The organism is Pseudomonas sp. KU43P (assembly GCF_033095865.1).
Taxonomy (GTDB): domain Bacteria; phylum Pseudomonadota; class Gammaproteobacteria; order Pseudomonadales; family Pseudomonadaceae; genus Aquipseudomonas.
The window spans coordinates 3610610-3632057 of record NZ_AP019365.1 but is presented as its reverse complement, the minus strand read 5'-3'; the positions used below and the strand labels follow the sequence as shown (position 1 = coordinate 3632057).

Here is a 21448-nt window from a genome sequence, read left to right as displayed (position 1 = left end):
ATGCCCTGCCGAAGCGGTCAAAGCTGGTTAAACTCGCTTGTTAACCGGTGAGCGCAGCGGCAGCCAAGCAAGGCTTCGGCCGCCACACTGATCAATGGACTTTATTTCGCTCGGGCGTTTTCACATGATTCAAGCAGCCTCGATGGACCAACGAAGCTTCCGCAAGCTGTTGAGCCGCAACATTGGCCTGCCGTTAGGCTTGGGCCTGCTCGGCGCCGTGGCCTTCGTCGCGGTCATCAATTACTTGCTGTCGGCCATGCAATGGGTCGAACACACCGACCGGGTCATCGGCAATGCCAACGAGACGGTCAAGCTGTCGATCGACATGGAAACCGGCATGCGCGGCTTCCTGATCACTGGCGATGAGCGCTTCCTCGACCCCTACGAGGTGGCCAAGCCGAAAATTCTCGGCAGTTTGCAGAGCCTGCGCAGCATGGTCGAGGACAACCCGCAGCAAGTCGACCGCATCGACCGCCTGATCGCCTTGCAGAAGGCCTGGAACGACTTCGGCGGCGAGATGATCACCCAGCGCCGCAGCGGCGGCGACTTCCGCGAGGCGATCGGCAATGGCCGCGGTAAGCGCATCACCGACGAAATCCGCAAGGAATTCGACGACCTGGTGGGCACCGAACAGCAGTTGCGCATGAGCCGCCACGAAACGGTCAGCAGCGTCACGATCACCGCCATTACCGCGTTCGTGCTGTTCATCGTCGGCCTCAGTGGTTTGCTGGCCTACCTGGGGCGGCGTGACCTACTGGCGCTGTCGAGCAGTTACGATGACAACCTCAAGGCCCAGCAGCGCTCGGCCGAACGCCTGGAACACCAAGCCTGGCTGCGCAACGGCCAGACCCAGCTCGCCGAGCAGGTGCTGGGGCAACTGACCCTGCCCATGCTTGGCGACAACATCCTGCGCTTCTTCGCCAGTTACCTGGGCAGCGTGGTCGGTGCGCTCTACGTGCGCGACGGCCACGGCCGCCTGGTGCGCGTGGCCAGCTATGGCCTGGATGCCGAACAGCAAGCCCGCGAACAGGTGCTGGCCAGCCACGATGGGCTGTTGGCTCAGGCGGTGCGCGAAGGCCGCCTGCTGCGCCTGGAAGACTTGCCGGAGGATTACTACCGCCTGAGCTCCGGCCTGGGCAGTGGCCTGCCGCGCAGCGCCCTGCTGATGCCGGCCAGCGACGACGGTCAGATCAATGGTGTGATCGAACTGGGCTTCCTGCGCCCTTTGCAGGTGCGCGACGACGAGCTGATGGAGCGGGTTGCCGGCAACCTCGGCATGTCCATCGAAAGTGCCCGCTACCGCCAGCGCCTGCAGGAAGTGCTGGCCGAGACCCAGCAGCTCAACGAAGAACTGCAGGTGCAGCAGGAAGAACTCAAGACCGCCAACGAAGAGCTCGAAGAGCAATCCCGGGTGCTCAAGGAGTCCCAGGCGCACCTGGAAACCCAGCAGGCCGAGCTCGAGCAGACCAACGAGCAGTTGTCCGAACGCACCGATGCCCTGGACCGCAAGAACGACGAATTGAGCCAGGCCCAGCAAGAGCTGCAGGCCCGCGCCGATGACCTGCAGCGCTCCAGCAAGTACAAGTCCGAGTTCCTTGCCAACATGTCCCACGAGCTGCGCACGCCGCTCAACAGCTCGCTGATCCTGGCCAAGCTGCTGGCCGAGAACGGCGAAGGCAACCTCAGCGGCGAGCAGGTCAAGTTCGCCGAATCCATCTACTCGGCCGGCAACGACCTGCTGAACCTGATCAACGACATTCTCGACATCGCCAAGGTCGAGGCCGGCAAGCTCGAAGTGCGCCCCGAGACCACCCAGCTGGAGCGCCTGGTCGAAGGCCTGCGCGGCATGTTCCTGCCACTGGCCGAGCACAAGGGCCTGGGTTTCGAGGTGAAGATCGAAGGGCAGGTGCCGGCCACGTTGTTCACCGACCGCCAGCGCCTGGAGCAGATTCTCAAGAACCTGCTGTCCAACGCCATCAAGTTCACCGACCATGGCCAGGTCAGCATGGCCATCAGCCACCAGGCCGGCACCGGCATCGTCTTTGCCGTGCGCGATTCGGGCATCGGCATCGCCGCCGACCAGCAGCAGGCGATCTTCGGTGCTTTCCACCAGGTCGACGGCAGCAGCAACCGCCGTTACGGCGGCACCGGCCTGGGCCTGTCGATTTCCCGCGACCTGGCGCATCTGCTGGGCGGGCAGATCAGCGTCGACAGCAGCCCTGGCCAGGGCAGCGTGTTCAGCCTGATCCTGCCTGAGCGCTATGAGGTCGATACCGATGAGGTCGAAGCCCTGAGCCTGCGCCCGGCGGTCGACACCTTGCCGCCTGCACCCAAGGTTGCCGCACCGGCGGCACAGAAGCTGCCGGCACTGGCCTTCGCCGACGACCGTGAACGGGCGCCGTTCGACAACCGCTGCATCCTGGTGATCGAGGACGAGCCGAACTTCGCTCGTATCCTCTTCGACCTGGCCCACGAGCTCGGCTACAGCTGCCTGGTGGCCCAGGGCGCCGATGAAGGCTTTGCCCTGGCGGCCCAGTACATTCCCGATGCGATCCTGCTCGACATGCGCCTGCCCGACCATTCCGGCCTCACCGTGCTGCAGCGCCTGAAGGAGCTGGCAGGCACCCGGCACATTCCGGTGCACATCATTTCCGTGGAGGACCGCGTAGAAGCGGCCATGCACATGGGCGCGGTGGGCTACGCAGTCAAGCCGACCAGCCGTGAACAGCTCAAAGAGGTGTTCGCCCGCCTGGAGGCCAAGCTCACCCAGAAGCTCAAGCACATCCTGCTGGTGGAAGACGACGACCTGCAGCGTGAGAGCATCGCCCGGCTGATCGGCGACGACGATGTCGAGATCACCGCCGTGGCCATGGCCCAGGACGCCCTGGCGCTGTTGCGCGAGAACGTCTACGACTGCATGATCATCGACCTCAAGCTGCCGGACATGCTCGGCAACGAGCTGCTCAAGCGCATGACCGCCGAGGACATCCGGGCCTTCCCGCCGGTGATCGTCTACACCGGGCGCAACCTGACCCGTGAAGAAGAAACCGACCTGCTCAAGTATTCGCGCTCGATCATCATCAAGGGCGCCCGCTCGCCGGAGCGTCTGCTCGACGAAGTGACATTGTTCCTGCACAAAGTCGAATCGCAGTTGTCCCATGAACGCCAACGCATGCTCAAGACCGCGCGCAGCCGCGACAAGGTGTTCGAGGGCCGCAAGATACTGCTGGTGGATGACGATGTGCGTAACATCTTTGCCCTCACCAGCGCCTTGGAGCACAAGGGCGCGATCGTCGAGATCGGCCGCAACGGGCGTGAAGCCATCGAGCGCCTGGAGCAGCACGACGACATCGACCTGGTGCTGATGGACGTGATGATGCCGGAGATGGACGGTTTCGAGGCCACCCGGCTGATCCGCCAGCAACCACGTTGGCGCAAGCTGCCGATCATCGCCGTGACCGCCAAGGCGATGAAGGACGACCAGCAGCGATGCCTGCAGGCTGGCGCCAATGATTACCTGGCCAAACCGATCGACCTGGACCGCCTGTTCTCGTTGATCCGTGTCTGGCTGCCGCAACTGGAGCGAATTTGACTAGCGAACGCAACACCGACATCGAGATCCGCTTGCTGATCGAGGCGATCTACCTCAAGTACAGCTACGATTTCCGCGATTACTCCGGCGCTTCGATCAAGCGCCGGATTCTCCATGCCCTGCGCCAGTTCGACTGCCTTACCGTGTCGGCCCTGCAGGAACGGGTGCTGCACGACCCGGGGATGTTCATGCAGCTGCTGCAGTTCCTGACGATCCCGGTCAGCGAGATGTTCCGCGACCCCAGCCACTTCCTGGCGCTGCGCAACGAGGTGGTGCCGCTGCTGCGCACCTGGCCGTCGATCAAGATCTGGATCGCCGGGTGCAGCACGGGGGAGGAGGTGTATTCGATGGCCATCCTGCTGCGCGAAGAGGGTCTGCTCGATCGCACCATCATCTACGCCACCGACATCAACCCTCGTTCGCTGGAGAAGGCCAAGCAGGGCATCTATTCGATGCAGAGCATGCGCGAGTACGAAGAGAACTACCGCAGGGCCGGTGGCCGTCGGGACTTTTCCGAGTACTACACCGCAGCCTACGGTAACGCCATCATGGACAGCAGCCTGCGCGATAACGTGACCTTCGCCGACCACAGCCTGGCCACCGACAGTGTGTTCTCGGAAACCCAGCTGGTGTCGTGCCGCAATGTGCTGATCTACTTCAACAAGGCGCTGCAGGACAGGGCCCTGGGGCTGTTCCACGAGTCCTTGTGCCACCGCGGTTTCCTGGTGCTGGGCAGCAAGGAGTCGGTGGACTTCTCCGCCTACGCAGAGCGCTTCGAGCCGTTGGTCAAGCCTGAACGGATCTACCGCAAATCATGAACGGCGTAAACGCGGTAGTGATCGGCGCCTCGGCGGGCGGCGTGGCGGCCCTGTTGCAAGTGCTCGGCGGCCTGCCGGTGGGGTTCACCACGCCGGTGCTGTGCGTGCTGCACCTGCCCGATGATCGCCACAGTCAGCTTGCCGAAGTGCTGCAGCGGCGGGTGCATCGGCCGGTGTGCGAGGCGCATGACAAGCAGGTGATCGCCCCCGGCCAGATCTACGTGGCCACGCCCGGCTACCACTTGTCGGTCGAGCGCGACTTCAGCCTGTCGCTGAGCCAGGAAGAGCCGGTGCATTTCTCGCGCCCAGCGATCGATTACCTGTTCATGTCGGCGGCCGATGCATTCGGCGACGGCCTGCTTGGCATCCTCCTCACCGGGGCCAATGAGGACGGCGCCGCCGGCCTTGCCTACATCAAGAACAGCGGCGGCCGGACCGTGGTCCAGGACCCCCGCGATGCTCAGGTGGCGTTGATGCCGGAGGCCGCACTGGCCCTGCATCAGCCAGACCATATACTTTCTCTGAGCGGCATCGAGCAGTTGCTCGCAAACCTGGAATCCAGCGCATGCTAAGCCCCATCACTGCCAAACTGCTGATCGTCGACGACCTGCCGGAAAACCTGCTGGCCCTTGACGCCCTGATCCAAGGGGAAGGCTGCGAGGTGCACCAGGCCCATTCGGCCGAAGCGGCGTTGTCGCTGCTGCTCGAGCACGAGTTTGCCCTGGCCATTCTCGACGTGCAGATGCCGGGCATGAACGGTTTCGAGCTGGCCGAGCTGATGCGCGGCACGGAAAAGACTCGCAATATCCCGATCGTCTTCGTTACCGCGGCCGGCCGCGAGATGAACTACGCCTTCAAGGGCTACGAGAGCGGCGCGGTGGATTTTCTGTACAAGCCGCTCGACACCATGGCAGTGAAGAGCAAGGTGTCGGTGTTCGTCGACCTGTACCGCCAGCGCAAGGTGCTCGATCGCCAGTTGCAGGCCCTGGAGCACAGCCGCGAGCAGCAGGAGCAGCTGCTGGCCCAGTTGCAGGTGGCGCAGGGTGAGCTGGAGCGCGCGGTGCGCATGCGCGACGACTTCATGTCGATCGTCTCCCATGAGGTGCGCACTCCGCTGAACGGCCTGATTCTGGAAACCCAGTTGCGCAAGATGCACCTGGCGCGTGGCAACCTCGACGCGTTCAGCGCCGACAAGCTGCAGGCGATGGTCGAGCGCGACGAACGGCAGATCAACAGCCTGATCCGTTTGATCGAAGACATGCTCGATGTGTCGCGCATTCGCACTGGCAAGCTGTCGCTGCGGCCCAAGCTGTTCGACCTCGGCCATCTGGCCCGTGGCCTGGTGGAGAATTTCACGGCCCAGGCGACGGCGCTGGAAACCTACATCGAGTTGCAGCGCTGCGAGCCGTTGCAGGGTGAGTGGGACGAGTTTCGTATTGAACAAGTACTGGCCAACCTGTTGTCCAATGCGTTGCGCTACGGCGACCGGCGCCCGGTTCATGTAAGGGTGTTCGCTCAGGAAGGCATGGCCTGGGTGCAGGTACAGGACCAGGGCATCGGCATCAGTGCTGCCAACCAGCAGCGGATCTTCCAGCAGTTCGAGCGGGTCGCCGCACACCAGGCCAGCTGCGGTCTGGGCTTGGGGCTGTATATCTCCGAGCAGATCGTCCAAGCCCATGGCGGGCGCATTCTGGTCGAGAGCGAGGAGGGCAAGGGTGCCACCTTCAGCCTCATCTTGCCGCTGTCGACATCAGCAGCACAAAACGACCAGGCGCGGGCAACCTCTGCGTAAGCCTGGGGTCAGATGGCCAACTGTATGAATTTCAAGGCGTTGTAGTCATGAGTGAAGATGCACAAGACGTGGTATTGGTGGTCGAGGATGAGCCGGCGATCCGCATGATCCTGCGCGACTACCTGGCCGGCGAGGGCTACCACGTGCTGGTGGCCGAAGACGGTGAGCAGGCGTTCGCGATCCTGGCCAGCAAGCCGCACCTGGACCTGATGGTGACCGATTTTCGCTTGCCGGGTGGGATTTCCGGGGTCGAGATTGCAGAGCCTGCGGTGAAGCTGAGGCCGGATTTGAAGGTGATCTTCATCAGCGGCTACCCGGCGGAGATCCTCGAGTCCGGCAGTGCGATCGCGCGTAAGGCACCGATCCTGGCCAAGCCGTTTGATCTGGATACCTTGCACCAACAGATCCAGGCCCTGCTGCGCTGAATTCACCGGCCCTATTGCCGGCAAGCCGGTTCTCACAGGCTGTGGGAGCCGGCTTGCCGGCAATAGGGCCGGAACCGATCAACCCAGCGTGCGCTCGATCCCCCCGACCAGCAGGTTCTCCATCAGCCCCAGCCCTTGCGCCTCGGGCAATGCCTTGAGCATCCCCGGCAACTGGTTGAGCAAGGTCGCCACCACCTGGGCGGTAGCCGCCAGCGCATCCCCCGGCAATTTCGCCTGAGGCGCGATCAAGCGCAGCAAACCCGTCTCATAGCGTTTGCGCAACGCTGCCAGGCGCTCCTGCTGCGCCTCGCTCAAGCAGCAGAAATCCCGCTCGGCCAAGCGAAACTGCAAGGGCCGCTCGGCATGCAGTTGCCAATGTGCCGCAATCAGGCAGGAAAGTGCAGAACCACCCCTGGCCATGGCCCGCCGGCCAAGCTCCAAGGTCGCTTGCAGCTCTTCGTACAGCTCCTCGATCAGGTCGAACAGCAGGTCCTGCTTGCTGGGAAAGTGGTGATACAGCGAACCCGGCGTCAACCCCACGTGCGCAGCCAGTTCGCGCATGCTCACCTGGCCGAAGCCTTTCTCGGCAAACAGCGCCATGGCCCGGTCTCGTCGCTCTTCGAAGCTGGTGCAGCGCATTGCGGCATTGACCGGGGCCATGGGGCTCGCTCCTCAGTAGCTGTAGAAGCCGCGGCCGGTCTTGCGTCCCAGCCAGCCGGCCGCGACCATTTCCTTGAGCAGCGGGGCAGGGCGGTACTTGCTGTCGCAGAAGCCCTCGTGGAAGGCCTCCATGATCGCCAGCAAGGTGTCCAGGCCGATCAGGTCGGCCAGGGCCAGCGGGCCAATCGGCTGGTTGCAGCCCAGGCGCATGCCGGTGTCGATGTCTTCGGCGCTGGCCAGGCCTTCCTGGCGCACCAGGATCGCTTCGTTGATCATCGGCACCAGGATGCGGTTGACCACAAAGCCTGGGCGGTTGCCGGCGGTGATCGGCGTCTTGCCCAGCTTCTCGGTGACCACCAGGGCTTGCGCGTAGGTGCTGTCGCTGGTCTGCAGACCGCGGATGATCTCCACCAGCGCCATCATCGGCACCGGGTTGAAGAAATGCACGCCGATGAAGCGCTCGGGGTGCTCGATGCTGGCGGCCAGCTGGGTAACCGACAGCGATGAAGTGTTGGTGGCGATCAGGCAGTCGGTTGTCACGTTTTCGGCCACCTGCTGGAGGATGCGCTGCTTGAGCTGCAGGTTCTCGGTAGCCGCCTCGATTACCAGTTGCGCAGTCTTGAGCTGGGCATAGTCGGTGCTGGTACGGATGCGCGATTTGGCCGCCTCGGCGCGCTCGGCGTCGAGGGTGCCCTTGTTGACCTGGCGCTCCAGGTTCTTGCTCAAGGTGGCCACACCGCGCTCCAGCGCGGCATCGGAAACGTCCACCAGCAGTACCGAGTAGCCGGCGACCGCGCACACCTGGGCAATGCCATTGCCCATGGTGCCGGCGCCGATCACGGCGATCTGTTCAATGCTCATGCTTCAACTCCCTCAAACGCGCTCGAACAGCACGGCGATGCCCTGGCCGCCACCGATGCACATGGTGGCCAGCGCGTAGCGGCCCTGGATGCGCTGCAGCTCATGGATGGCCTTGGTGGCGATGATCGCGCCGGTGGCGCCGACCGGGTGGCCGAGCGAGATGCCCGAACCGTTCGGGTTGACCTTCTCCGGGTCGAAGTCCAGGGCGCGGGCGACGGCGCAGGCCTGGGCGGCGAAGGCTTCGTTGGACTCGATCACGTCCAGGTCGCTGATGTTCAGGCCGGCCTTTTCCAGCACCTTGCGGGTGGCCGGGATCGGGCCCAGGCCCATCAGCTCCGGCTCGACGCCGGCGTGGGCATAGGCCACCAGGCGCGCCAGCGGCTTGAGGCCCAGGCGGCGCACGGCGTCACCGCTGGCCAGCACCAGGCCGGCAGCGCCATCGTTGATGCCGCTGGCGTTGCCGGCGGTCACGGTGCCGTCTTTCTTGAACACGGTCTTCATGCCGGCCAGTTGCTCGGCGGTCACATCGCCACGCACGTGTTCGTCCACGGCGAACTGCACGGTGCCTTTGCGGGTTTTCAGCTCCACCGGCACGATCTGGCTGTCGAAGCGGCCTTCGGCGATGGCGCGGGCGGCGCGGCGCTGGCTGGTCAGGGCCAGCTCATCCTGCATCTGGCGGGTGATGCCGTGCTTGGCCGCGACGTTCTCTGCGGTGATGCCCATGTGGAAGTGTTCGAAGGGGTCCTGCAGCACGCCGACGGTGTAGTCGATGCCTTGCAGGTCGCCCATGCGAGCGCCCCAGCGGGCTTGCGGCAGCAGGTACGGGCCACGGCTCATGGACTCGGCGCCGGCAGCCACGGCCACGTCGGCATCACCGAGCAGCAGGCACTGGGTGGCCGAAACGATGGCCTGCAGGCCCGAACCGCACAGGCGGTTGACGTTGAAGGCCGGGGTTTCCTTGGGGATGCCGGCGTTCATCGCGGCGACCCGCGAAAGGTAGGCGTCACGCGGTTCGGTAGGGATCACGGTGCCCATGACCATGTGGCCGATCTGCTCGGCGGCCACACCCGAACGCTCGATGGCGGCACGGGTGATGGTGGTGGCCAGGTCGGCCAGGGGCAGGTCCTTGAGGGAACCACCGAAACCGCCGATGGCGGAACGCACGGCACTGACGACGTAGATTTCTGGGCTGCTCATAGAGGCTCCGTTAGCTTAGGCATGGCGGGAGCGGGCCAGGCTCTGCGAGAATGGCCGGCGATCCCGGATGGGGTCCGAGTCTAGGCAAAGGCTCTGTTGCAGCCTATGCCGATTCTGTTCAGTCAACCTGGCACTTTTTGCCACTCAGCATAGACAGCGAATTCCGCCATGCGCGATAGCGATACGGTCGCCGTGTATTTTCTCAATGCCATGCTGCACGGCTTGCGCGAGCAGCCCGAGGCGCGTGATGCCCACCTGCACGCGGTGGGTATCGCGCCGAGCCTGCTCGACCAGCCGCAGGCTCGGGTGCCAGCCAAGGCATTCGCCCAGTTGTGGCTGGCGCTGATTCACCAGTTTGGCGATGAGTTCTTCCGCCTCGACAGCCATGGCATGCCGTTGGGCAGCTTTGCCCTGATCTGCCGCGGGCTTATCCAGGAGCCGAACCTGGAAAAGGCCCTGCGCCAGTGCATGGGCAATTTCGGCCTGTTCCTGCGTGACCTGCGTGGCAACTTGACGGTGCGTGGCGGGCGCGCGGTGATCAGCGTGCAATCGCAGATCGCCGACCCCTTGACCCGAGTCTACGCCGAAGAGACCTACCTGGTGCTGATGATGGGGCTGCTGTGCTGGCTCGCCGGGCGGCGCATCGCCATCGACCGTACGGAGCTTGCGGTGGCGCGCCCGGCCCAGGATGACGACCTGCTGCTGTGGGGGCCGGACCTGCGCCTGGGCAGCGGGCGCACCGAAGTGGAGTTCGACAGTGCCTACCTGCGGCTGCCGGTGGTGCAAGACCTGGCGGGGCTGAAGAGCTTCTTGCGCAGCGCGCCGCAGGGGCTGGTGATCCGTTTTCGCAACCAGAATGGCGTGGTGGCCGAGGTGTACCGGCATTTGCGGGCCCGGCGTTATGGCCAGTGGCCGACGCTGGAGGCCTTGGCCAGGGTGCAGGGCATCAGCCCGAGTACGTTTCGGCGGCAGTTGGAGCGTGAAGGGCGGTCGTATCAGCAGATCAAGGACGAAGTGCGTCGTGCCATGGCCTTCGAGCGCCTGCGTGAAGGGGTGCTGAGCATTGCCGAGATCGCTGAGCAGACCGGGTTCCAGGAGCCCAGCGCGTTTCACCGGGCGTTCAAGAAGTGGACGGGGCAGAGCCCGGGGAGTTATCGGGCCAGGTTGACGGCTCGGTAGTGTGGTGCCTGCAGTGGCCCTATCGCCGGCCAGCCGGCTCCCACAGGTACCGCGCTGGGCCTGAGTACAGTGGCGTACTTGTGGGCGCCGGTTGGCCGGCGATCAGGGCCGATGCAACCTATCAGGCCGGCACCATCGCAAAGCCCACACCAAAGCGGTTCCAGGCATTGATGGTGGCAATGGCCAAGGTCAGGTTGACCACCTCGGCCGGCTCGAAATGCGCCTGCAGCGCTTCATACTCCGGCTGCGGCGCACCGCGCTCGGGCAGGCGGGTAAGGCACTCGACCCAAGCCAGCGCCGCACGCTCACGAGGAGTGAAGTAGTTGGTTTCCTGCCACACGGTCAGCGTCTGCAGGCGCGCTTCGGTTTCACCGGCCTTGCGCGCGTCATTGGCGTGCATGTTCACGCAGTAGGCGCAGCCGTTGATCTGCGAAGCGCGCAGACGCACCAGTTCCAACAGCGAGTTTTCCAGGCCACTCTTGGCCAGTGCCTGCTCCAGGCCGACCATGGCCTTGTACGCTTCCGGCGAGTGTTTGGGCCATTCGATACGGTTGTGCATGGTGATCTCCAAGGGATTCGGGGTGGACATGGCGCTACCTTACCGCCGCCTGGCCGCCCGCCCGATAGCCAATCGTGCCCTTTGCCAGGAGGCCAATTGGGCCCATTAAGGTGGCCACTGACAGGCATCCAATCTCTTCATTTCAGCCTTGACCGGAGAGGCAGGATAATGACCGGCTCTTGCTTCAGGAGCACCGATTTATGTCTGCAGAACGCTACATGGGCGAAGCCGCCGAACTGGCCCTCGCTCTCAACGAGATCAAGGCGAACGCACAATGAGGGGGGGATTGAACCTGCTGCTGGTGGTACTGCTGGCACTGAACCTGCGGCCGATCCTGACCAGCATCGGCCCGCTGCTCGAGCCGATGCGCGTGAGCACCGGCCTCGGTTATCAACAAGCCGCATTGCTGACCGCACTACCGGTGCTGTGCATGGGCCTGGTGCCGTTGCTGCAACCCTGGTTGCGGCGCTGGATCAGCGAACACGGCGGCATGCTCGGCGGGCTTGGCGCCATTGCCCTGGCTTGCCTGTGGCGCTTGCAACTGGACAGCGCCTGGGCGCTTCTGGCCAGCGCGGTACTGGCCGGCCTGGGTGTAGCGGTGGTGCAGGGCATGATGCCGGGGTTGGTCAATCGCTGGTTCCCCAACCGCCTGGCCGCCGCCATGGGCCTGTATTCGGCGGCGCTGATGAGTGGTGGCGGGATGGCGGCCGTACTGGGGCCGCATATCAGCGGCCATTTCGGACATTGGCAGGCAGGCCTTGGTCTGTGGGCGATTCCGGCGCTGCTGGCGATACTGGCCTGGGCCGTGCTGCGCCCGCGTCACGCTGCGCCGAAGCTGGCGGGCGCTGGCGGTGGGCACTGGTTCGGCACGCGCAGGGCGTGGCTGCTGGCGTTGTACTTCGGCTTGATCAACGGTGGCTACACCAGCATGGTCGCCTGGTTGCCGGCCTATCACCTGGAGCACGGCGGCACCGCCCAGGGCGGGGGTGACCTGGTTGGCCTGATGACCATTTTCCAGGTGGCCGGTGCCTTGGGCCTGCCGTTGTTGTTGCGCGGTTGGGTGGATCGCCGGCCAGGGCTGTGGCTGGCGCTGTCGATCCAGTTGGCGGGCTTTCTTGGCTTGCTGCTCGCGCCGGGTTGGGCCATGGGCGTGTGGGTGGCGATGATCGGCTTTGGCCTGGGTGCCTGCTTCAGCCTGAGCCTGACCTTGACCCTGGAGCATCTGAAGACGCCAGCAGAGGCGGGAAGCCTTGCGGCGTTCGTGCAGGGGGTAGGTTTCATCATCACCGGTATCGTGCCGTACATCACCGGTTGGCTGCGGGATGTGAGCGGTGATTTCCAAGCCTCGTGGACGCTGTTGACCGTCACGGTGCTGGCCATGCTGCTGGTCACCACCTGCTTCGCCCCACGTGGTTACGCCGCCGCCATTGCCCGGCGCGGTCACGGCGGCCAGGTGGCTGCCGTCAGCTGAGGCGCTGCAGGGTATCGCGGACCCGGTCCAGCGCTGGGTCGATGTCCAACAGTTCGATGGCGCCAAAGCCCATGAGCAACCCCGGGCGTACGGGCGCTTCATCGAAGAATGGCGCCAGCGAATAAAGGCCGACCTCCACCTTGCGTGCAAGGTTGGCCAGCAGCTCGACATCCACCCCAGGTTGCGCCAGCGCGCTGAGGTGGAAGCCGGCGCTTGCAGGTATGGCGGTGAGCCAGGGGGCCAGGTCACCCTCCAGCCGGCTGAGGATGCGCTCGCGCCTGGCGCTGTAGATGTCATGGCAGCGGCGGATGTGCTTGTTCAGATGGCCTTCGCCGATGAAGCGTGCGAGTGCCCATTGCAACAGGGTGGGGCTGTGCCAGTCGCTCAGGTGCTTGGCCACGCAGGCCGCTTCGAGCACCTGCGCTGGCAGTACGGCATAACCCAGGCGCAGTTCCGCCAGCAGGGTTTTCGAGAATGTGCCGACGTAGGCCACCAGCCCCTGGCTATCGAGGCGTTGCAGGGCATCCGCGGCCGGGCCCTGGTAGCGGAACTCGCAGTCGTAATCGTCTTCGATGATCAGCGCGCCGAGCTCGGCGGCCCTGGCCAGCAGGGCCTGGCGACGCTGCAGTGGCATGGGCATGCCGAGGGGGAACTGGTGGGAAGGGGTCACGTAGATCAGTTGGGTGCCGTCGGCGATCTGCTCGACGCACAGGCCCTGGTCATCCACGGGCACCGATTGCAGGTTTGCGCCCAGTGCCAGGAAAAGCTGGCGGGCGGGTGGGTAGCCGGGGTCTTCCATGGCGACTTTGCACCCGGGTTCGATCAGCACGCGGGCGATGAGGTCCAGGGCCTGCTGGGCGCCATTGCACACCAGTATGTCGGTTGCGCTGCAATGCACGCCTCGGGTGTAGGCGACGTGGTGGGCGATGGCTTCGCGCAGTTCGGGCAGGCCTTGGGCGGTGAACTGGCGTTCGGGGTGGCGCTGGCTGCGGCGCAAGGCATAGTTGAGGCAACTGCGCCAGTGGTCGAAGGGGAACTGCGACTTGATCGAGGCACCGCCGACGAAGTCGTAGCGTGATGGGGCTTCGTGGGTGCGTCTTGCGAGGACGGTGGCGCGTTGTTGCCAGCGGTCCAGCGAGGCAGCTGCAGCCAGGGGGACGGTCTGGGCGTCGCTGGTGCGGGTGGATTGGCGTGGGGTGATGAAGGTGCCGCGGCCTACCACGCCGCTGAGGAGGTTGTCGTAGGTGAGGCGGGAATAGGCTTCGGCGACGGTCTTGCGTGACACGCCCAGTTGCTCGGCCAGCAGGCGGGTGGGGGGAAGCTGGGTGCCGGCGGCCAGGTGGCCGCTGTCGATGCCGGCGCGCAGTTGCTGGTAGAGCTGGTCGGCCAGGCCTTTGCGGCCTTCCAGGCGAATGTGCAGTTCCATGATCGGGTCCGGGCGCAGAAGAGCAGAGGATAGCGGAATTCTGTTGAATTCCATCACGCCCCTCAAGCCCGTCTCTTTCTTCACTCTGCGCTCTTGCTCTTGCTCTTGCTCTTGCTCTTGCTCTTGTGTTGGCTTTTGCTCTTGCTTCTAGTGCGCGCAAGTTCAGACGCAGCAGATTGCGACTTCAGGAGGCCGAACGGAGGTCTTGCTCCCGGGAGTACGCGCTGCAGGCCCCATCCATGGGGCCTCAGCGCTCGACGGGCATCCATGCCCGTCGCCTCCCTCCGCAAGGCCTTCGCTCGGCCTCCTGAAGTCGCAATCTGCTGCGTCTGAACTTGCGCGCACAAGAAGCAAAAGCAAAAGCCAAAGCCAAAGCCAAAGCAAGAGCAAGAGCAAGAGCCAAAGCCCGATCAAAGGTCGGTGGGGTTGGGAAAGGCGAAGCTAAAAGCAGGCCTGGGCGGTAGAATCCTTTTTAATTGCGAAATGATGATTTGAGGTAACCGTGGAATTGCAGCAGGGCTTTGTCCTGACCCGTCACTGGCATGACACGCCCGAAGGCACCCGCGTGGAGTTCTGGCTGGCCACCGACCACGGCCCCCAACGCATACGCCTGGCCCCCCAGGAGTCCGTTGCCTTCCTCCCCCAGGCCCAGGCCGACCACGCGCGTCTGCTGCTCGCCAGCGAACCCGGCACCCAGCTCAAACCCCTGCGCCTGCGCGACTTCGAGCAACGCCCGATGCTCGGCCTCTACACCCGCCAGCACCGCCAGCTAATGCAACTCGAACAACGCCTGCGCAACGCCGGCATCGACGTCTTCGAAGCCGACATTCGCCCCCCCGAGCGCTACCTCATGGAGCGCTTCATCACCGCCGGCGTGCAGTTCACCGGCAAGCCCGACGCCCACGGCGTACTCTGCGATGCCCAGCTCAAGCCCGCCAACGACTACCGCCCACCCCTGCGCCTGGTCTCGCTCGACATCGAAACCAGCGAACGTGGCGAGCTGTACAGCATCGCCCTCGAAGGCTGCGGCCAACGCCAGGTGTACATGCTCGGCCCGGCCAATGGCACCGCCGACGACCTCGATTTCGACCTGCACTATTGCGATGACCGCGCCGCACTGCTGACCTGCCTCAACCAGTGGCTGGCCCAGCACGACCCGGATGCAATCATCGGCTGGAACCTGGTGCAGTTCGACCTGCGCCTGCTGCACGAACACGCCCGCCAGTTGCAGGTACCGTTGGCCCTGGGGCGTGCCGGCGAGGCCATGACCCTGCGCACCCATGCCAACGGCGGCCACGTGTTCGCCGATGCTCCAGGCCGCCTGCTGATCGACGGCATCGAAGCACTGCGCTCGGCCACCTGGAGCTTCCCCTCGTTCAGCCTCGAAAGCGTCGCGCAGACCCTGCTTGGCGAGGGCAAGGCCATCGATACGCCTTACCAGCGCATGGACGAGATCAACCGCCTGTTCGCCGAGGACAAGCCGGCGCTGGCCCGCTACAACCTCAAGGACTGCGAGCTGGTCACCCGCATCTTCGCCCACACCCGCCTGTTGGAGTTCCTGCTCGAACGCGCCGCCGTCACCGGGCTGGCGGTGGACCGCAGCGGCGGTTCGGTGGCGGCGTTCTGTCACCTGTACATCCCGCACATGCACCGGATGGGCTTCGTCGCTCCCAACCTGGGCAGCCGCCCCGACGAAGCCAGCCCCGGTGGTTTTGTCATGGACTCGCGCCCAGGGTTGTATGACTCGGTACTGGTGCTGGACTACAAGAGCCTGTACCCGTCGATCATCCGTACCTTCCTGATCGATCCGGTGGGCCTGGTCGAAGGCCTGCGCCAGCCCGATGACGAACATTCGGTCGATGGCTTCAGAGGCGGGCGCTTCTCGCGCAGCCAACATTGCCTGCCGGCCATCGTCGAGCGCGTGTGGCAGGGCAGGGAAGCCGCCAAGCGCGACGGCAATGCGGCGTTGTCACAAGCGCTGAAGATCATCATGAACGCCTTCTATGGCGTACTGGGTTCCAGTGGTTGCCGCTTCTTTGACCCGCGCCTGGCGTCGTCGATCACCATGCGCGGGCACCAGATCATGCGCCAGACCCGCGCCCTGATCGAAGCGCGTGGCTTCGATGTGATCTACGGCGATACCGACTCCACCTTCGTCTGGCTCAAGGGCGCCCATGATGAAAAGGCCGCTGCCGTCATCGGGCGTTCGCTGGTGGCCGAGGTCAATCAGTGGTGGCGCCAGCACCTGCGCGACAGCATGGGCCTGGACAGTGCCCTGGAGCTGCAGTACGAGGTGCACTACCGGCGGTTTCTGATGCCGACCATCCGCGGTACCGAAGAGGGCAGCAAGAAACGTTACGCGGGCCTGGTACAGCGGGCCGATGGTACCGAAGAAATGGTCTACAAAGGCCTGGAATCGGTGCGCACCGACTGGTCGCCACTGGCCCGTCAGTTTCAGCAGGAGCTATATGGCCGGGTATTTCGTGGCGAACCCTACCGCGACTACGTGCGCGAGTACGTGCGGCGTACCCTGGCCGGCGAGCAGGACGAACTGATGGTGTACCGCAAGCGCCTGCGTCGGCCGCTGGCCGACTATCAGCGCAACGTGCCGCCCCATGTGCGTGCCGCGCGCCTGGCCGATGAGTTCAACCGGCGCCTGGGACGCCCGCTGCAATACCAGCGTGGCGGCTGGATCAGCTACCTGATCACCACGGCCGGTCCGCAGCCGCTGGAGAACCTGCAGGCGCAGATCGATTACCAGCACTACCTCAGCCGCCAATTGCAACCGGTGGCGGATGCGATCCTGCCCTTCGTCAACGATGACTTCGGGCGTCTGATCGACCGCCAGCTTTTGCTGTTCTGACCGGGTGCTAGATACCTAGCCCCAGCGTTTCCCTGCATTGCTTAGCCTCGGGCCGATCCGCACTCCAGGAGGTAGCCATGCAGGACAGTACCCTTGAACCGTTGGCTGAAGTCGACACCCTTGCTGTCGCCCAAGCGTATCAGGACCAGTTGATTGCCAATCGCCTGCCGAACTGGATGGCCTCGCTAGACGAAGGCGAATTCAAAGTGCTGCGCGAGGCGTTACGCAAGCTGATGCAAACCCACCGCGGCCTGGCTGTCGCCTTCGCACGTGTCCGCCGGCTTGATGATTTTGCCAGACCCCTGCTGCAGGAGGCGCTTGACCGCCATGGCGGTCTTCAGGTCGATCAGTTGTATTTTCGCCGCTGGTATACCTTCATCTCTCCCACTGTCACTTACGTGGCCGGGCGCGTGCCAGTTCAGGACAGCGACTACTTCGAGCTGCCGTCACTGGAGGCGGCGCTGTACAACTTCCCAGAGCAGGAGCGCCATGAGCAGCCCCGGCGCAACACGCTGGTCGATACCGGCGGTGTAAGCCAGGCTGGCCTTAGCGCGCTGGCATTCGCCGGGTTGTGCCGGGACCTGGACCTGGGGCAGCAGTACCAGCGTCACCTGGACGCTGTACTGGATGAAGACAACAGTGAGCAGGGCGTCAAGGCGTTACTCGCCCAGTTCCAGCGCTACGGCATGCTGGCAGACGCCGTGAAGGCCAGGGCAGAAGGGGAGCTGAGCAGCGCAGAGTTGCAGGTGGTGACGCAGCTCTGCCGCGACAACCGGCTGGGCTGGCTCCATGGGGCGCCGGTATACGCCCAGCAACTCAAGCTATTCGGTTGCGCATTGCAGCGCATCGTGGTGCTGGAAGCGGTCGATGTGGGCGTGCTGTACAACGGCACCCAGCGGGTACTGGTGTATGTCCCGGGCGATCCGCTGGGCGCCTGGAGCGCCTGCGACGATCTGGACGATTACGTGCGCCATGTGCTTGGTAAGCGCCTGCGGGAGCCGAGCTACCGGCGATTTTTCAGCGGTTTTGTGCGCCGTCGCGACAGCCAGCGGCTGTTCGCCGCCATCGGCGAGCGCCTCGATGGTGTGGCCGACTGGGCAACCCGTAACCTTGATGAACAGACCTCGGGCTATTCGCGCGCTTTGTTCGACCACCTGGCTGCCAATTGGGTCGCACAGATCAAGGACGATGCCGCAATGATTGCTCCGCCCGTGGCTGAACTGGATCGCCAGACCCAGCAGGAACACGACAAGCGCCTGCGCGCCGAGGGCTGGACGCTGCTGATGGTGGCCGGGCTGTACGTGCCGGCGATAGGCGCGGTGCTAGCCGCGGTAATGGCCTACGAGCTTCTTGAGGAATGCTATCAGGCGATCGCCGATTGGCGTAACGACGAGCGCGATGCAGCCTTCGAGCATTTGCTCAACGTTGGCAAGTCACTGGCCATGCTCGGCGCCACCGCCGCCACGGTTACCGTGGCGCGTCGCGCCTGGAGCCAGGTGGACAGCCTGATCGCGGCGCGTCTTGAAGACGGCAGTGAAAAGTTGTGGAACGGCGACCTGCAACCCTATAGCAGCGAGGCCCCGCCCGGCGCTGCCGTGAGAGACGAACAGGGCGTGCACCGCCTCGGCGAGCGTTGCTGGATCGAGATGCAAGGCGCCTGGTATCCGGTTCGCCAATCAGCCATCGATGAGCCCTGGCAATTGATCCCCTACCGGGGGCACGGGCCACAGCTGCGCCATAACGGTGCCGGTGCATGGCGGCTGTGGCACGAGCAACCTGCGCAGTGGGCCGACACCTACACGATGTTCCGCCGCCTGGGCAGGCCCTACAGTGAACTCGATGACCAGCAGATCGAGCAGGTCATGGCCATTCATGGCCTGGAGGCCGATCACCTGCGGGCCTGGCACGTGTATGGCCGGCGTGCCGAAGCCGGGGTCGCCGACACGGTGAACCGTACGTTGCTGGCAGCTCGCATCCAGACCCTGGGCCGGCAGTTGCGCAGCAGCCAGGCCGTTGCCGACACGGCGCTGTTGGCACAGGCCAGGGGGCTGACCGGCGCCGCCGGCAAGGAGGGGCAGGCGCTGGCCGAGGTGGTTTGGGCCCAGCGTCGGGCCCTGTTGCAACAGCTCTATGACGAGCAGTCGCCCGACACCGAAGCGAGCCGGATCTTGCGCAGAAGTTTCAACAGCCTGCACCGGCTGGCGGCAGACGAAGTGATGCGTACGGCCAGCGAGGATGAGCACGAGGCGTTGCTCAAGACGCAACGCGTACCGCTGTTCATGGCCCAGGTTGCGCGGGTACAGGTGGCAGGCATACGCCTTGCCCGCGTCTACGAAGCCCTGGTGTTCGATACCCCGCAAAACCTCGACCTGGCGCGGGTTGTGTTGCAACTGCTGGCGCGCTTGCGCGGCGCGGCCAGCGGGCCGGCCTGGCGTTTGTTCGATGGCGATGCCAGCCAGCCGTTGCTGACCACCGACGGTAGTGGCGGGATCTTCGACCTTATCCACCGCCAAGGCACCTTCAGCCGCCGCGCCGATGGGCCCTTGGCCGAAACGGGCGAGCTGTTCGACGTGCTGGCCCAAGCCTATAGCCCTGAACAGCGAGTGCTCACCGGGCTGGCCGAGCCCTTTGCGCCAGCCCTGCGGGCGCACCTGTCGGCAGAGGCTCGCGGGCTGCGCGACATGCTTGCAGGCTGGCTTGGGGGAGACCAGCCGAACCGGTCGTTCCTGGCCCCGCAGCGTTTCGGCGATGGTCGTATCGGTTACCCTCTGAGCGGCGGCAGGTTCTGGGCCGCGTTGGGCGGGCGCAGCCCAAGGGCGCTGCAGGCCAGGTTGCGAGACCTTTACCCAGCGTTCAGCGATGAACAGATCGGCCGATGGTTCGAACGGCAAGACGCGCAGTTGCAGCTGGAGGCCTTGGAGCAGCAGTACGGCGAGCTGCGCAGCCATTTGAATCACTGGGTGCGCAGTGCTGGCCTCTCGCTCGAGCTGCTTGCCCGGCGCGAACTGCGCAAGGCCCTGATCGATTGCTGGCGTTGGATGGTCCCGGAGCTGGGCAACGACCCAGTGGATCAATTGCGCTACATCTTCGAGCACATTGGCGGACGCATCCAGCGCCTGCCTGGCCTGCCCGAATCGGTCAGTTTTCCGCATGTGTCGGTCATCGCGCTACGGGCCATGCGTCTGGAGACTGTCCCTGACCACTTCCTGCGGGCGTTCCCCAACCTGCGCAGCCTGGAAATCACCCATTGCCGGCTGCGCACCCTGCCGCTGCCTCAGGCGCTGACACAGCAACTGGAAGTGCTCGACCTGTCGGGCAACCAGATCATGCTGGATGAAGGGCAAGCCCTGGTGCTGGCCGGCTGCAGTTCGCTGGTGTACTTGAACCTTTCGTCCAATCCGTTGAGCAGAAGCTTCTCGATTTTTGGCATGCCCCGGCTCAATGCCCTGTTTCTGCAAGGCACCAGGCTCGGCGATTTCCCCTACGGGGTGATGGACAGCCCGGAGCTGCACACCCTCGACCTGCGGGACAACTCCCTGTACGAGCTGCCCGAGGGTTTCCATGAGTCGGAGCTGTGGCGCGTAGGGCGGGTCAACCTGGCTGGCAACCTGTTCGCCGCAACGCCGGAATCGATCAGCATCTGGCATTGGCTGCATGAAAGCCGGGTTCCCTATCGGCTGCGCTGGCTGGACGTGGCACCGCCAGGCCGGCGCGACGACCTGGCCGCGATCTGGACGCGACTGGAAGCGGAACCGGGGGCTGCGGACTTGTTCACCACGCTGTCGGCGCTGACGTCATCGGGTAACTTCAAGTCGTTCCCGTTGGCCAGAAACTTCGCTGCACGGCTGCTGGACATGTTCGAGTTCATGGTTCGCGATGATGCGCTCAAGCGTGAGCTGTTCGAGCACGCGGCGGTGACCGATTGCCAGGACAACGCAACCATTCGCTTCACTGACCTGGAACTGCGGGTGCTGTTGTGGCGCGCGCGCCATGGCGAACTGGCGCAGCATCCTGAGCGCGCGCTATTGCACCTGGGCGGTCAGCTCTGGCGCATGCAGGTACTTGATCAGCTGGCTGCCGAGCATGCTCTGGAGGTGGGGGCCAACAGTGAGTCGATCGAATTCGCGCTGGCTTATCGCATCGCCTTGCGTGTCAAGCTCGACCTGCCGATCCAGCGGGATGACATGCTGTATGCCGGCATTCCCAGCCTCAGGCCGCACGACATTCTCCGGGCCGAACGTGCCGTGATCGCGGCGCAGTCGCGCGAGAGCCTGGCGCAGTTCCTGTCACGGCAAGCGTTCTGGCAGGACTACCTGAGCGCCAATTTCTCCGCACGCCTGAAGGTGCCGCAGGATATTCATGATGAACTGGAAAGGCTCATGGAGCTGGGCAACATGGAGGGTGAGATCGCCCTGTTGCATATCCATGCCCAGCAACGGGAACACGAGGTGATGCTGCAACTGACCCGTGAGGCGATGGGCCGGGCGTACACCATAAGGTTGAGCGATAACTGACCCCTGGCAGCTTTGAACTATGCTCTAACCAGGCTGTGATGTTTCCGGAGATGTCACAGCCTGTTCATGGTAATCGGAAGTTACTTTTGTG

The 21448-nt window shown here is 64.4% G+C and carries 14 protein-coding genes; 9 read left to right on the top strand and 5 right to left on the bottom strand.

All coding sequences use genetic code 11. The features are described 5' to 3' along the window. Positions 1-124: 124 nt before the first annotated feature. From KU43P_RS16480 to KU43P_RS16460, 5 genes are read left to right on the top strand one after another with little or no spacing between them, the layout of a single operon-like run. Positions 125-3592, top strand: a complete 3468-nt coding sequence (locus KU43P_RS16480) for a response regulator (protein WP_317658432.1) — start codon at positions 125-127, stop codon at positions 3590-3592. Next, complete coding sequence (locus KU43P_RS16475) at positions 3589-4410, top strand: CheR family methyltransferase (protein ID WP_317658431.1); 822 nt, start codon at positions 3589-3591, stop codon at positions 4408-4410. The genes KU43P_RS16480 and KU43P_RS16475 overlap by 4 nt, the downstream gene beginning before the upstream one ends. Next, a complete protein-coding gene (locus KU43P_RS16470) occupies positions 4407-4982 on the top strand; it encodes a chemotaxis protein CheB (RefSeq protein WP_317658430.1) in 576 nt (191 codons plus the stop codon). The genes KU43P_RS16475 and KU43P_RS16470 overlap by 4 nt, the downstream gene beginning before the upstream one ends. Then, complete coding sequence (locus tag KU43P_RS16465; protein WP_317658429.1) at positions 4976-6202, top strand: hybrid sensor histidine kinase/response regulator; 1227 nt, start codon at positions 4976-4978, stop codon at positions 6200-6202. The genes KU43P_RS16470 and KU43P_RS16465 overlap by 7 nt, the downstream gene beginning before the upstream one ends. Before the next feature lie 47 nt (positions 6203-6249). After that, positions 6250-6627, top strand: a complete 378-nt coding sequence (locus tag KU43P_RS16460; protein WP_317658428.1) for a response regulator — start codon at positions 6250-6252, stop codon at positions 6625-6627. A gap of 78 nt (positions 6628-6705) precedes the next feature. On the opposite strand, the gene KU43P_RS16455 is transcribed toward KU43P_RS16460, so the two are convergent. The 3 genes from KU43P_RS16455 to KU43P_RS16445 are packed head-to-tail and all read right to left on the bottom strand — an operon-like array spanning position 6706 to position 9345. Further along, complete coding sequence (locus tag KU43P_RS16455; RefSeq protein WP_317658427.1) at positions 6706-7287, bottom strand: TetR/AcrR family transcriptional regulator; 582 nt, start codon at positions 7285-7287, stop codon at positions 6706-6708. Positions 7288-7299: 12 nt separating this feature from the next. Then, positions 7300-8148, bottom strand: a complete 849-nt coding sequence (locus KU43P_RS16450) for a 3-hydroxybutyryl-CoA dehydrogenase (protein WP_317658426.1) — start codon at positions 8146-8148, stop codon at positions 7300-7302. Between the two features lie 12 nt (positions 8149-8160). Next, positions 8161-9345, bottom strand: a complete 1185-nt coding sequence (locus tag KU43P_RS16445) for an acetyl-CoA C-acyltransferase family protein (protein WP_317658425.1) — start codon at positions 9343-9345, stop codon at positions 8161-8163. Between the two features lie 168 nt (positions 9346-9513). Here KU43P_RS16445 and KU43P_RS16440 point away from each other — a divergent pair, with 168 nt between their 5' ends. Next, positions 9514-10524, top strand: a complete 1011-nt coding sequence (locus KU43P_RS16440; protein ID WP_317658424.1) for an AraC family transcriptional regulator — start codon at positions 9514-9516, stop codon at positions 10522-10524. A 121-nt stretch (positions 10525-10645) separates the two neighbouring features. Here the strand turns inward: KU43P_RS16440 and KU43P_RS16435 are convergent, their stop codons facing one another. Continuing rightward, positions 10646-11083, bottom strand: a complete 438-nt coding sequence (locus KU43P_RS16435) for a carboxymuconolactone decarboxylase family protein (RefSeq protein WP_317663847.1) — start codon at positions 11081-11083, stop codon at positions 10646-10648. A gap of 274 nt (positions 11084-11357) precedes the next feature. Here KU43P_RS16435 and KU43P_RS16430 point away from each other — a divergent pair, with 274 nt between their 5' ends. Further along, positions 11358-12554, top strand: a complete 1197-nt coding sequence (locus KU43P_RS16430) for a CynX/NimT family MFS transporter (protein ID WP_317658423.1) — start codon at positions 11358-11360, stop codon at positions 12552-12554. Here KU43P_RS16430 and KU43P_RS16425 read toward each other — a convergent pair. Beyond that, positions 12547-13980 carry a PLP-dependent aminotransferase family protein gene (locus KU43P_RS16425; RefSeq protein ID WP_317658422.1) on the bottom strand — a complete coding sequence of 478 codons (1434 nt, stop codon included), beginning with the start codon at positions 13978-13980 and terminating at the stop codon, positions 12547-12549. The two genes, KU43P_RS16430 and KU43P_RS16425, sit on opposite strands and share 8 nt — an antisense overlap. Positions 13981-14482: 502 nt before the next feature. Here KU43P_RS16425 and KU43P_RS16420 point away from each other — a divergent pair. Together KU43P_RS16420 and KU43P_RS16415 are read left to right on the top strand one after the other, a co-directional pair. Further along, positions 14483-16843 (top strand): DNA polymerase II, encoded by a 2361-nt coding sequence (locus KU43P_RS16420; RefSeq protein ID WP_317658421.1) that lies wholly within the window; start codon positions 14483-14485, stop codon positions 16841-16843. A gap of 77 nt (positions 16844-16920) precedes the next feature. Then, positions 16921-21357: an NEL-type E3 ubiquitin ligase domain-containing protein gene (locus KU43P_RS16415; RefSeq protein WP_317658420.1), complete on the top strand. Its 4437-nt coding sequence runs from the start codon at positions 16921-16923 to the stop codon at positions 21355-21357. Positions 21358-21448: the final 91 nt, after the last annotated feature.